This window comes from Asanoa ferruginea (genome assembly GCF_003387075.1).
Taxonomy (GTDB): domain Bacteria; phylum Actinomycetota; class Actinomycetes; order Mycobacteriales; family Micromonosporaceae; genus Asanoa; species Asanoa ferruginea.
Genome location: NZ_QUMQ01000001.1, coordinates 4,839,370 through 4,851,615 on the forward strand (window position 1 = coordinate 4,839,370; position 12,246 = coordinate 4,851,615).

At 72.5% G+C, this 12,246-nt stretch carries 13 protein-coding genes; 8 read left to right on the forward strand and 5 right to left on the reverse strand.

What is annotated here, in order from left to right; all coding sequences use genetic code 11:
• Positions 1-59 precede the first annotated feature (59 nt).
• From allB to DFJ67_RS22795, 5 genes are all read left to right on the forward strand, one after another.
• A complete protein-coding gene (gene allB, locus DFJ67_RS22775) occupies positions 60-1,361 on the forward strand; it encodes an allantoinase AllB (protein ID WP_239097645.1) in 1,302 nt (433 codons plus the stop codon).
• Positions 1,358-2,383: an allantoicase gene (gene alc, locus DFJ67_RS22780; protein ID WP_116069852.1), complete on the forward strand. Its 1,026-nt coding sequence runs from the start codon at positions 1,358-1,360 to the stop codon at positions 2,381-2,383. The genes allB and alc overlap by 4 nt, the downstream gene beginning before the upstream one ends.
• Positions 2,383-2,613 carry a cell division protein SepF gene (gene sepF / locus DFJ67_RS22785; RefSeq protein ID WP_116069853.1) on the forward strand — a complete coding sequence of 77 codons (231 nt, stop codon included), beginning with the start codon at positions 2,383-2,385 and terminating at the stop codon, positions 2,611-2,613. The genes alc and sepF overlap by 1 nt, the downstream gene beginning before the upstream one ends.
• A 145-nt stretch (positions 2,614-2,758) precedes the next feature.
• Positions 2,759-4,153, forward strand: a complete 1,395-nt coding sequence (locus DFJ67_RS22790; protein ID WP_116069854.1) for a glycoside hydrolase family 6 protein — start codon at positions 2,759-2,761, stop codon at positions 4,151-4,153.
• A 78-nt stretch (positions 4,154-4,231) separates the two neighbouring features.
• Positions 4,232-4,819, forward strand: coding sequence for a general stress protein (locus tag DFJ67_RS22795; RefSeq protein WP_116069855.1), 588 nt, complete (start codon positions 4,232-4,234; stop codon positions 4,817-4,819).
• A gap of 44 nt (positions 4,820-4,863) precedes the next feature.
• On the opposite strand, the gene DFJ67_RS22800 is transcribed toward DFJ67_RS22795, so the two are convergent.
• Complete coding sequence (locus DFJ67_RS22800; protein ID WP_203784489.1) at positions 4,864-5,622, reverse strand: hypothetical protein; 759 nt, start codon at positions 5,620-5,622, stop codon at positions 4,864-4,866.
• Positions 5,623-5,806: 184 nt separating this feature from the next.
• Entirely contained in the window at positions 5,807-6,391 is a 585-nt protein-coding gene (locus DFJ67_RS22805; RefSeq protein ID WP_116069856.1) for a DUF1684 domain-containing protein, read from the reverse strand.
• Between the two features lie 77 nt (positions 6,392-6,468).
• Between DFJ67_RS22805 and DFJ67_RS22810 the strand changes: the two genes are divergently transcribed.
• A complete protein-coding gene (locus tag DFJ67_RS22810) occupies positions 6,469-6,942 on the forward strand; it encodes a MarR family winged helix-turn-helix transcriptional regulator (RefSeq protein ID WP_116069857.1) in 474 nt (157 codons plus the stop codon).
• A gap of 10 nt (positions 6,943-6,952) precedes the next feature.
• Positions 6,953-7,942, forward strand: a complete 990-nt coding sequence (locus tag DFJ67_RS22815) for a pirin family protein (RefSeq protein ID WP_116069858.1) — start codon at positions 6,953-6,955, stop codon at positions 7,940-7,942.
• Positions 7,943-7,991: 49 nt separating this feature from the next.
• On the opposite strand, the gene DFJ67_RS44395 is transcribed toward DFJ67_RS22815, so the two are convergent.
• Positions 7,992-8,123: a hypothetical protein gene (locus tag DFJ67_RS44395; RefSeq protein ID WP_275407680.1), complete on the reverse strand. Its 132-nt coding sequence runs from the start codon at positions 8,121-8,123 to the stop codon at positions 7,992-7,994.
• A gap of 166 nt (positions 8,124-8,289) precedes the next feature.
• Between DFJ67_RS44395 and DFJ67_RS22820 the strand changes: the two genes are divergently transcribed.
• A complete protein-coding gene (locus tag DFJ67_RS22820) occupies positions 8,290-9,852 on the forward strand; it encodes a phospholipase D family protein (RefSeq protein WP_116069859.1) in 1,563 nt (520 codons plus the stop codon).
• Here the strand turns inward: DFJ67_RS22820 and DFJ67_RS22825 are convergent.
• Both DFJ67_RS22825 and DFJ67_RS22830 read right to left on the reverse strand, forming a co-directional pair.
• Positions 9,849-10,988, reverse strand: a complete 1,140-nt coding sequence (locus DFJ67_RS22825) for a protein-L-isoaspartate O-methyltransferase family protein (protein WP_116069860.1) — start codon at positions 10,986-10,988, stop codon at positions 9,849-9,851. The genes DFJ67_RS22820 and DFJ67_RS22825 overlap by 4 nt on opposite strands.
• Positions 10,985-12,196 (reverse strand): phosphotransferase family protein, encoded by a 1,212-nt coding sequence (locus DFJ67_RS22830; protein ID WP_116069861.1) that lies wholly within the window; start codon positions 12,194-12,196, stop codon positions 10,985-10,987. The genes DFJ67_RS22825 and DFJ67_RS22830 overlap by 4 nt, the downstream gene beginning before the upstream one ends.
• Positions 12,197-12,246 lie beyond the last annotated feature (50 nt).

Below are 12,246 nucleotides of genomic sequence, written 5' to 3' on the forward strand. Positions count from 1 at the left end.
CCAGGTGGCGCAGTGGACCGCGTGATTCGTCGTCCTTGCCGGGTGGTGCCGTGGACTTCGTGATCAGGTCTACCCGGGTGGTGCTGCCCGACGGCGCGGTCGGGCCGGCTTCGGTCGCGGTGCGCGACGGCACGATCGCGTCGGTTGCCTCCAGCGCCGTGACTCCCGATGTCGACCTTGGTGACCTGGTGCTGATGCCCGGGCTGGTCGACACGCACGTGCACGTCAACGAGCCGGGGCGCACCGAGTGGGAGGGCTTCGCCACGGCCACCCGGGCCGCGCTCGCCGGCGGGGTGACCACGATCGTCGACATGCCGCTCAACTCGCTGCCGCCGACGGTCTCCGCCGCCGCGCTGGCCACGAAGCGAGACGCCGCCGCGGGCCAGTGCCATGTCGACGTGGGCTTCTGGGGAGGGGCGATCCCCGGCAACACGGGCGACCTGGCCGACCTGCACGCCGCCGGGGTGTTCGGCTTCAAGGCGTTCCTGGCCGACTCCGGCGTGCCGGAGTTCCCGCCGGTCTCCCCGGCGGAGCTGCGGGAAGCGATGGCCGCGGTGTCCGCGCTGTTCATCGTGCACGCCGAAGACCCGGCCCGGCTGCGGTCGGCGCCGCCGTCCCCGCACTACGCCGACTTCCTGGACTCGCGTCCCGGCGCCGCCGAGTGCGCGGCGGTCGGCGCCGCACTGGACGCGGCCGAGGCGACCGGGAGCCGGGTGCACATCCTGCACGTCTCCGACGCGGCGGCGGCGAGCGTGGTCGCGGCCGGCCGGGCCCGGGGCGTGCGCGTGACGGCGGAGACCTGTCCCCACTACCTGACGCTCGACGCCGACGAGATCCCCGACGGCGCCACCGAGTTCAAGTGCTGCCCGCCCATTCGCGGCGCCGCGAACCGCGACTCGCTGTGGTCGGCTCTGGCCGCGGGCGCCATCGACATCGTCGTCTCCGACCACTCGCCGTCGACGCCGGCGCTCAAGCAGGGTGACTTCGGTTCGGCCTGGGGCGGCATCGCGTCGCTGCAACTCGGGTTGCCGCTGGTCTGGACCGGCGCCCTGGCCCGCGGCCACGGCATCGCCGACGTGGTGCGCTGGATGTCGACCGGCCCGGCCGACCTGGTGGGCCTCGCGGGCAAGGGCCGGATCGCGGTGGGCGCCGACGCCGACCTGGTCGCCTTCGACCCGGCGGCCACGTTCACCGTCGACCCGGCGGCGCTGCACCATCGGCACCCGGTCTCCCCGTACGCCGGCCGGCAGTTGACCGGTGTTGTCCGTCGGGTCTGGCTCGGCGGCGCCGAGGTCTCGCCCTCCGACCCGCCGCGCGGTCGCTTGCTGCGCCGGGCCGCCGACCTGCTGGAGGCACGATGAACTGGCTCGGCCTGACCGACCTGGCGTCGCGCCGCCTCGGCGGTGGCGTGGTCGGCACCAACGACGAGTTGTTCGCGGCCGCCGACAACCTGGTCACGCCGGAACCGCCGGGTTTCACACCGAAGACCTTCGGACCCAAGGGCCAGGTGTACGACGGTTGGGAGACCCGCCGCCGCCGCGTCCCCGGGGAAGACTGGGCGATCGTCCGCCTCGGCGCGGCCGGCATCGTGCGCGGCGTGGTCGTCGACACGTCCTTCTTCACGGGCAACTACCCGCCCGAGGCGTCGGTGCAGGGCTGCCGCGTCGACGGCCACCCGTCGCTCGACGACCTGCTGGCCGCCGACTGGGTGCCGCTGGTGTCGCGCTCCCCGCTGCAAGGCGACACCGCCAACCCGTTCTCCGTCTCCCGCGACGCGTTGGTCACCCACGTGCGGCTGGTCATCCATCCGGATGGGGGAGTGGCGCGGTTGCGCGTACACGGTGAGGTGGTTCCTGATCCTGTGCGCTTCCCGGACGGCTTTCTCGACCTGGCCGCGGCCGAGAACGGGGGCCGGGTGGTCGGCTGCAGCGACCTGTTCTACGGCGCGCCCGGGCAGCTCATCGAGCCCGGCCTGGCCCGCACCATGGGCGAGGGCTGGGAGACCCGGCGCCGCCGCGACGCGGGCAACGACTGGGTGCTGGTGCGGCTCGCGGCGCCCGGGCGGATCAGCCTCGCGTCGCTGGACACGACACATTTCAAGGGCAACGCACCGGGCGCGGCCGCGCTGACCGGCGTCGACGACCGCAAGGCCGACCCGGCCGACCCGGCGGCCTGGTTCCCGCTGCTGCCCCGGGTCGACCTGCGCCCCGACACACGGCACCGCTTTCCACTGCGGACGGACCCGGTGACGCACGTACGCCTGGACATCTATCCGGACGGCGGCATGGCCCGGCTCTCTTTGCACGGCCACCTGGACGACGGGGTCCTCGACACGCTGCGCACGGCGTGGCTCCCGGCCCCGGGCGGGGGGAGGATGAGGTAATGCTCAAGACCCTCCGTCCGCGCAGCTACAGCGACGTGATCCACGTCGGGCACTACTTCTGCCACGACTTCACGGTAGTGATGGACCTGACCAACCTCGACGACGGCGGCGACCCAACCCCGTTGGTCGACTTCGCGGCGGGCTTGATCGTCGCCCGCGACGGCGCGATGGAGAAACTGGCACCCAACGTCTTCATGCTCAAACCCCGCCAACCCCGCCCCGACGCCTAGGCGACCCTCGGCGGGGTCGACGCTCAGACGTTGAGTGGCGTTACCGGTAATCCTCGGGCTTCACAGCGGCGCGGTGCTGTCGTAGGCTCCTGGGAGCGCTTCCACTGACGGTCCTCTATCGCATCCCTTGCCAAGGAGAACCGCCATGCACCGCAGATCTGTCGTCGGCGCGTCGCTTGCCGGCGTGGCGGCGTTCGCTGTCGCCCTGACCGCGTTCGTCGCGCCCGGCCTTCCCACGGCCGCCCGTGCCGCCGCGGTCGACTCTGCCTTCTATGTCGATCCCGACACCAACGCCGCCCGCTGGGTGGCCGCCAACCCCAACGACAGCAAGGCCGCCGTCATCCGCGAGCGCATCGCCGAGGTGCCGCAGGCCCGCTGGTTCACCACGACCAACACCAGCACGGTGCGCGGCCAGGTGAACACGTTCGTCGGCGCCGCCGCGGCCGCCGGGAAGATCCCGATCATGGTCGTCTACGACATCCCCAACCGGGACTGCGGCGGTGCCAGTTCGGGCGGCGCGCCGTCGCACGCGGCCTACCGGGCCTGGATCGACGAGGTGGCTGCCGGGCTTGCCGGCCGGCCGGCCACGATCGTTCTCGAGCCCGACGTGCTGCCGCTGATGACCAACTGCCAGAACGCGAGCCAACAAGCCGAGACCAAAGCATCCATGGCGTACGCCGGAAAGAAGCTCAAGGCCGGCTCCTCCCAGGCCAAGGTCTACATGGACGCCGGACACTCGGCCTGGCTCTCGGCCGCTGACGCGGCGTCCCGGCTGGTCGGCGCCGACATCGCCAACAGTGCCGACGGCATCTCGATCAACGTGTCCAACTACCGGGCCAACAGCGAGGCCGTGCCCTACGCCAAGTCGGTGCTGGCCGCGATCGGCGCACCCCAGCTCAAGGCCGTGATCGACACCAGCCGCAACGGCAACGGGCCGCTCGGCTCCGAGTGGTGCGACCCGGCCGGGCGGGCGATCGGCGTGCCCAGCACGACCCAGACCGGCGACTCGGCCATCGCGGCGTACCTCTGGGTCAAGCTCCCCGGCGAAGCCGACGGCTGCATCGCCGGCGCCGGCCAGTTCGTCCCGCAACGGGCCTACGACCTGGCCATCGCGGCCGGCCCGTGGAACCCGCCGACGTCCAACCCGCCGACGACCGCGCCGCCCACCAGCACGCCGCCCACTAGCACCCCGCCCACGACCACCCCGCCGACCACGCCGCCCGCCGGGGGCTGCTCGGTCGGCCTGCGGCCCAACGCCTGGCCCGGCGGCTTCACCCTCGAGGTGACGGTGCGCAACAACGGCGCCTCCGTCACGGGCTGGACGCTGACCGCAACCACCCGCGGCGACGCCCGGCTGACCCAGGGCTGGAGCGCCACGTGGTCGCAGTCCGGCACCCAGCTCACCGCCCGGCCGCTGGCCTGGAACGGCACCCTGCCCACTGGCGGATCCACCACGATCGGCTTCCAGGGCAGCTACACAGGTACCTTCCAGGCGCCGACCGACTGGCGCCTGGGTAACACTCTGTGCACGGCGATTTGACGGAGTTCGCAGAACGCTTACACAACAGCGGTTACTCAGTCGAAGATCGGGGAAGTGGTACGCGACCAAGGAGGAACCATGACCACACCTTCGACGCCGGCCAGCAACATCCCGCCCGGTCCCGCCGGTTCCGGCGCTCCGGTGCCGGGCGCCAGCGGTCTCGGCGGCGGTGTGTTCGGCGGTGCCCCGGTCGCTGACCAGGGCCTGCCGCGAGCGACCGTGACCGTCGCGAGCTACCCCGACTACGCCGCCGCCCAGCGGGCGGTCGACTACCTTTCCGACAACCAATTCCCGGTCCAATACACCGCGATCGTGGGCAGCAACCTGCGCCTCGTGGAAAACGTGCTGGGCCGGCTGACCACCGGCCGCGCGGCGCTCGCCGGCCTCGCCAGCGGCGCCTGGTTCGGCGCCTTCATCGGCCTGCTGTTCGGGATCTTCTCGGACGCCAACTGGTTCGCCGTGTTCTTCTCCGCACTGGCGATCGGCGCGTTCTGGGGTGCCGTGTTCGGCGCCTTCGCCCACGCCATGACCCGCGGGCGGCGCGACTTCACCTCGCGCAGCTCGCTGCAGGCCAGCGAATACGCGGTCATGGCCGACGCGGAACACGCCGACGCCGCCCGCCAGCTCCTCACCCGGATGAACTGGCAGGCCAGCGGCGCCAGCTGAGCCGCACTGCCGCTAGAGGCGCCGCCCGCTCAGGGGTGGCGCCTCTAGCGTCGTCCGGTCAGGAACTGCCACGGCCGGCGCGGTGACGGCACCGGTGCCGCCGGGGGCGGGTCGCCGAAGGCCGCCGCCGTCACGTCGGCGGCCAGCTCGACCAGGTCTGGCCCGTAGGCCTGCGGCTGACGCACCCGGAGCACCAGGCAGAACGGGGATTGGTCCCCGTATGACCGCCGTAGCTCCTGATGGTTCCCGGCCAGGTAGCGGGCGGCGGCCAGGTTGCTCAGCGAGGTCTGCCCGATGAGCAGAAAGATCGGGTGCGCGGTGGGCACCGCCCGGGCCACCAGCACGTAGGCCTCCCGGTGTGGCTGCCGCTCGAACCGCTCCTCGCCCACGATGAACGGCACCGGATCGCCGCCCTCGCCGTAGGTGACCACCCGCACCCCCGGCAGCAGCGCCGCGAGGTGGGCGGTCGTGCGCGAGTTGCTCTCCGTGCTGCCGACGCAGAACTCGGTCACCTTGCCCAGCTCCTTCGGCGCCTCGGCGGCCGGCACGACGTCGGCCCGGGCGCCGCACTCCTTGACGATCGCACCCAACTCGACCAGCGCGGCCACGTCGTTGCGGTGCACGCTGGCCACCCGCGGCGACGACCAGTGCTTGCCGACGATCAACAGGCTCGGCACGCCGGCCCGCAGGCCGAAGAAGCCGCGCATCCGGGCCAACCGCCGCCGGGCCACCACCCGCTGCACCAGCCACGCCGCGGCGGCGGCGAGCACGCTCGCCACGAGATTGATCCCCAGATCCCGCACGCCCGCCACAGTAGACGGCCAAGGTCCTATCCGGTGGGTCAGCGCGGCCTGCGCCGGGCCCAGCCGCCGCCTGGCGGCGTCCCGGGATCACCGAGATACAACACCGGTATCCCGGCAATCCCGGGCCACCACCAGACGACGCCTGGACTCCGGCTCGGCTCGCACTGACCCACCGGATAGGACCTCAGTGGTAATTCAGCTCCCCCGCCTCGATCGGCGTGGTCAGGCGGTTCTCCTCCGGGGCGAGGGGGCAGGCCCAGCGGTCGTCGTACGCACAGCTGGGGTTGTAGGCGTAGTTGAAGTTGAGCCGGACCCGGTCGGAGCCGAGCAGCACCAGGCCGCGGCCGAACGTGCCCTTGACCGTGTCGGTCAGGTAGCGGCCGCCGCCATAGGTGCGCGGGCCGGCCGTGCCGTCGCGGAACGGCAGGAACAGCCCGCCGCCGTAGGCCTCGATCCACCACAGGGTCAGCGGACCCCACGGCGTCTCGGCGATCCCGGCGCGCCGGTAGCTCACCACGCCATCCGGGCCGCCGGTGTCGATCCGCTCGCCGCCGCTGGCCGGGCGCACCGGCACCTCGACGATCGCGTCCGGGTTCTCGTCGAAGTAGCGCAGGCCCGGGAACGCCGGACGCTCGTCGGCGGGGATCGGCGACTGCGGGTGCGAGGCGAACAACTCGTCCCGCCCCGCCCGGAACCCGTTGAGGTCGGCGTCGGAGAGGTAGAGGGCGGCCACCCGCTCACGCCAGTCAGCAAGATCAAGGTCATCCACGTCACCCAGCCTAGGGAATGAACGGGCCGCCGACATAGTTGTTCGAATTTGAAAGACCTAGTACGGTCGGAGGTGTGATGAGCGACGTGAAGTCCTTGAGCCCGGCGGAGATGGCCGCCTGGCGAGCCGTCATCGAGGGGAGTCAGCGCCTGCTGACCCAGCTCGAAGACAACCTGCGGGAGACGAGCGAGCTCAGCTTCGCCGACTACCACGTGCTCGTGCTGCTGTCCGAGGCACCGCGGCAGCGGCTCCGGATGGGCGAGCTGGCCAACAAGCTGATCTTTTCGCCCAGCCGCCTCACCTACCACGTCGGCACCATGGAGAAGCGCGGCCTGGTCGCCCGGCAGCCCTGTCCCGAAGACCGGCGCGGCAGCGAGGCCGTCCTCACCGACGCCGGGCTGCGCGCGCTGCGCGAAGCCGCACCCCACCACCTGCGTTCCGTGCGCCAGCACTTCGTCGACGCGCTCGACGACACCGAGCTTGCCGAGCTCAACAAGATCTTCACCCGCCTGGGCGAGCGGCTGATCGCCGCCCGGTCGCAGTCCCGTTAGGAGAAACACCATGCCTGCCGTCACCGTCGAAGACGTTCTCGTCCTGCCCCGCCTGCCCCGCCTCGACCCGGCCACCACGGCCTTCCGGCCGGTCAAGTCGCTGACCACCGCGCCGAGTGGCTTCGAGGGCGAGGGCTTCCCGGTCCGCCGCTCGTTCGCCGGCGTGGCCATGACCGACCTCGACCCCTTCATCCACCTCGACCAGATGGGCGAGGTCGACTACGCGCCGGGCGAGCCCAAGGGAACGCCGTGGCACCCGCACCGCGGGTTCGAGACGGTGACCTACATCATCGACGGCATCTTCGACCACCAGGACTCCAACGGTGGCGGTGGCACGATCACCAACGGTGACACCCAGTGGATGACGGCGGGTTCCGGCCTGCTGCACATCGAGGCTCCGCCGGAGCACCTGGTGATGAGCGGCGGCCTGTTCCACGGCCTCCAGCTCTGGGTCAACCTGCCCCGCGCCCAGAAGATGAACCCGCCGCGCTACCAGGACATCCGGGGCAAGGAGTCGGCCCTGCTGACCACGCCCGACGGCGGTGCCCTGATCCGGGTCATCGCGGGTGAGGTCGACGGCCACGCGGGCCCGGGCAGCACGCACACCCCGATCACCATCACCCACGTGACGGTGCAGCCGGGTGCCGAGGTCGAGCTGCCGTGGCGGGCCGACTTCAACGCCCTGCTCTACGTGCTCGGCGGCCGTGGCACCGTCGGCGCCGACAAGCGCCCGATCCACACCGGCCAGCTCGCTGTGCACGGTCCCGGCGACGCGCTGCGCTTCACCGCCGACCTACAGCAGGACTCGCACACCCCGGCGCTCGACCTCTACATCATGGGTGGCGAGCCGATCCGCGAGCCGGTCGCGCACTACGGCCCGTTTGTCATGAACACCCGCGCCGAGCTGGTCAAGGCGTTCGAGGACTACCAGGCCGGTCGCCTCGGCGTCATCCCGGCGGCTCGTCTCCCGCACTCCGCGGGCGAGGGCGACCGCCCCTGAGCCGAGTCCGCGCGCTCCGGCCGTCCCCCCGTCCGGAGCGCGCGGCCTCTCAGGCCGTGACCAGGAAAATCGCGATCACGCCCAGAATGACCATTATCAAGACGGCGACGAGCAGGCCCTGTTCGCTGTTGGCTTCCCGGGTGCGGCTTTCCGACTCGGGGGAGATGGACTCGCTGCTCATCGGGGCCTCCTTACCTGCCGTCCTTCGACAATGACGGTAGGCGCGCCGTTGCGGAGAGAAATCGCGGTTTCGCGCCAGCCTCGGCGGTTCTGTGTCAACGTGTCGTGCCGTCCCTGAGCTTGCGCCACAGGTGTGAACATCGGGCGACCTGGGAAAAGACCCACGGATGCCGATGGAGGACTGGTTTCTCACCAGGTCGGAGCGCGGCAATCCCGCCTCAGACCTACCCACCTGGACCGAAGGCAATCAATGCGAGCCGCTGGTGCACGGCGCGACCTACTTCGCTGATCTCGTGCACACCGTCGCCGCGCTGGAGAAGGGTGACCACCTTTTTTTCACCGACTGGCGCGGCGATCCCGACGAGCGGCTGCTGCCCGACGGCCCGACCGTCGCCGACCTGTTCGCCGGCGCCGCCGAGCGGGGCGTGGTGGTGAAGGGGCTGATGTGGCGTTCCCACCTCGACAAGCTGCAATACAGCGAGGAGGAGAACCGGCACCTGGGCGACGACGTCGAGGCCGCGGGCGGCGAGGTGCTGCTCGACCAGCGGGTCCGGCGCGGCGGCTCGCACCACCAGAAGCTGGTGGTGGTCCGGCGGCCGGGCGGCGATGTGGCCTACGCCGGCGGCATCGACCTGTGCCACAGCCGCCGCGACGACGCGAGTCACCTCGGTGACCCACAGCCGATAGCCATGGCCAAGGCCTACGGGCCGCGCCCGCCCTGGCACGACGTGCAGCTCAAGCTGCGCGGGCCGGTGGTCGACGTGCTCGACCGGGTGTTCCGCGAGCGCTGGGACGACCCGATGCCGCTGGACATCCAGAACCCGCTCGCCTACGTGCGCGACCGGCTGAGCCACGCCGACCTCGAGGCCGACCCGTTGCCGCCGCGGGCTCCGGCGGCCGAGGCGGTCGGCCCGCACGCGGTGCAGGTGTTGCGCACCTATCCGACCGTCCGCCCGCGTTATCCCTTCGCGCCGGACGGGGAGCGGACCGTGGCCCGCGGCTACGTCAAGGCGATCCGCCGCGCCCGCCGGCTGATCTACCTGGAAGACCAGTATCTCTGGTCGACCGAGGTGGCCCAGCTGTTCGCACAGGCCCTGCGCGACAACCCCGACCTGCACCTGGTCGCCGTCGTGCCGCGCCATCCCGACCTCGACGGCCGGCTGGCCCTGCCGCCCAACCAGGTCGGCCGGGAGTTGGCGCTGCGGCTGTGCCAGGAGGCGGCGCCCGACCGGGTGCACGTCTTCGACCTGGAAAACCATGAAGGCACGCCGGTGTACGTACACGCGAAGGTCTGTGTCATCGACGACGTGTGGGCGAGCGTCGGCTCCGACAACTTCAACCGTCGTTCGTGGACGCACGACAGCGAGCTGTCCTGTGCCGTGCTGGACACCACCCTGGATACCCGCGCGCCGGCCGACCCCGCCGGTCTCGGTGACGGCGCCCGCGTCTACGCCCGCGACCTGCGGCTGCGGCTGATGGCCGAGCACCTCGACAGCGAGGAAGCTCCGGTCGAGGCAGCGGCGGCGGTCGACGCCATGGTCGCGTCGGCGGAAGCGCTGGAGGCATGGCATGTTTCGGGCCGGCGCGGACCCCGGCCGCCCGGCCGGTTGCGCCCGCACTCGCCGGAACGCCTGCCGCTGCGCACCCGGCTCTGGGCGCTACCGCTCTACCGCCTGATCTACGACCCCGACGGGCGCCCGCTGCGGCACCGGCTGAGCGGCACGTTCTAGGCGAACAACGACCATTCCCGGGGTACGTAGATCGGCGCGGCCGGGTCGCCGGCCAGCACCAGCGGCGCCCGCCACCGCTCGATGCCCGGCCGGCCCGCGTCGAGCCATCGGTCGAGCAGGATGCCGGCGTCGTTGGCGAATGCCGCGGCGTGGGCACCGGCCGCGATGACCGAACCGTCGGCCCGGATCGCGGCACCGCCGGCCCGGGTGTCGTCGGCCAGCACGCAGCCCGACCCGCCGTCGAACGGGCCGCTGGTGGTCCGCCGGTCCCAGGCGCCGACGGCGAACCACAGGTCGTGGTAGCTCAGCCCGTCGAGCGGCTGCTTCCAGCGCGGCGGGATCTGGACGGACGGGGTCACGCCGTCGGGCACCCGGAGCGGGTCCGGATGGGCCCACGGGTAGCGCGCGGCCAGCGGCCCGGCGGCGGCCATGAAGCCCGCACCGCAGATGCCGTCGGCCCAGACCTCATCGGTGGCCGGCCACCCCGGCTCGGCGCGGCCGGCCGCGGGTCGGGTCCACACCCGCAGGACCGGGTTGTTGCCCGCGTGCGCGACCGGCGCCAGCATCAGGCCGCCCGGCACGAGCTGCGCCAGCCAGTGCGGCGACACCCCGGTGATGCCGACGGTCACGATCACCCGGTCATAGGGCGCGCCGCTGGGCTCGCCGAGATAGCCGTCGCCGACCCGGACCCGTGCGCCGGTCACGCCGGCCCTGTCCAACGCCGCCGCCGCCCGGGCCGCCACGTCAGGCTGCACGTCGACGCTGGTCACCGCCGCTCCGATGTGGGCCATCAGCGCCGCGTTGTAGCCGGTGCCGGCGCCGATCTCCAACACCCGCATGCCCGGCGCGACGCCGAGCGCCTCGATCATCAACGCCATCAGCGACGGCTGGCTCGACGAGCTGACCGGCCGCCCGTCGTCGAACTTGGTCACCAGGGCGTCGTTGCGGTAGGCGGCCGCGAGGAACCCGTCGTCACCCGGCCGCAGGAAACCGGCCTCGCCCAGGTGGAACCCGTCGGCGAGAAACAGCTCGCGCGGCACGGTGGCGAAGGCCTGGATCACGTCGTCGCGGGTGAGCCCGCCGTCGTCACGCAGCACGTCGACCAGACGTTCGCGGAGGGCCGGCACGTCGGTCATGCACCTACGGTATGCCGCCCCGCCTCCTGTTGGGCCTCGCGCAGGCAGTGCGGCACGTCGGCGGCGTGATAGGGATGCTCGCTCTCCTCGATGTTGGCGAGGAACTCGGCGTAGACGGCGGCCGACCGCAGCGCGGCGACCGGGCGCAGTGCGGTGATCGCGCCGTCGGGGTCACAGCCGGGAACGGCCGCCCGCCAGCGCGCCGACCAGGCCGCCCGCAGCCCGGCGGCGGCATCGTCGTCGACCCGCTCGCTCAGCCGCAGGATGTCGAACACCGGGTTGCCGGCGAACGAGTCACCCCAGTCGATCACCACCGGATCGTCGTCGCCGCTGACCCGGGTGTTGCCCGGATGCAGGTCGCCGTGCACGAGGGTGTCCGGCAAGCCGCACGCGGCGGCCGCGGCGAGCCGCTCGTCGAGGTCGGGGAGGACCTCGTCGACCGTGGGCAGGTGTGGCGCGAGCGTGCGGCGGATCCAGTCGGCGAGCCGCGTGCCGCGCCGGTCGGGCAGGCCGGCCGCGACCAGCGTGTCGAGATCGCCGGCGGCGGTGAGTTGGATGCCGTGTGCGGTCACGCCGATCCGGTGATGCCCGGCGAGGTCGGCGCCATACCAGTCGTCGCCCGGCACGTTTGCGAGCAGCAACCGGCCCTCGTCGCCCTCGGCGAGCAGGGTCGGCGCCCGACCGGGTGCGGCCTGGGCCAGCCAGCGGAGCACGGCGCCCTCCTGCCGGAAGAACGGCGGCACCTGTTTGAGCCAGGCCCGCTGCCCCCCGGCGGCGTCGAGCCGCCAGATCGCCGAGAGGTTCCAGGTGCGGTGCTGGTGCGCGGCGACACCCGTCCAGCCCAGGTCGGCCAGCCGCGCCGCGGCCCAGCCGATGCTCGCGGCGGGCCCGCCCGGCCGCGCGTAGGGTGCGCGGTTCTCCGCGGGACTCGTCACCGCCGCCTCGTCGACCCCGGCCTCGGCCAGCGGGACCGCCACGGCCGGCGCGGCCGCGCACTCGGCCACGTAGGTCACCGTGCCGCCGGGCATCGCCGGCCGGTCGGCGCTGAGCAGCCGCAGGATGGTCACGTCGAGGCCGAAGTGCACCCGGGCGCCGTCGACGACATCGGCCGACTCCTGCCACCACGGCACCGGCACCTGATAGGGCGGCAGCACACCCAACGGCGTGCCGTTGGCGTCGACGAGCACCAGGTGGGCGAAGCGGGTCACGGCCCGTGACGCTAGTTGGCTGCCGCCACGATCGCGACCGGGTTTCGCTC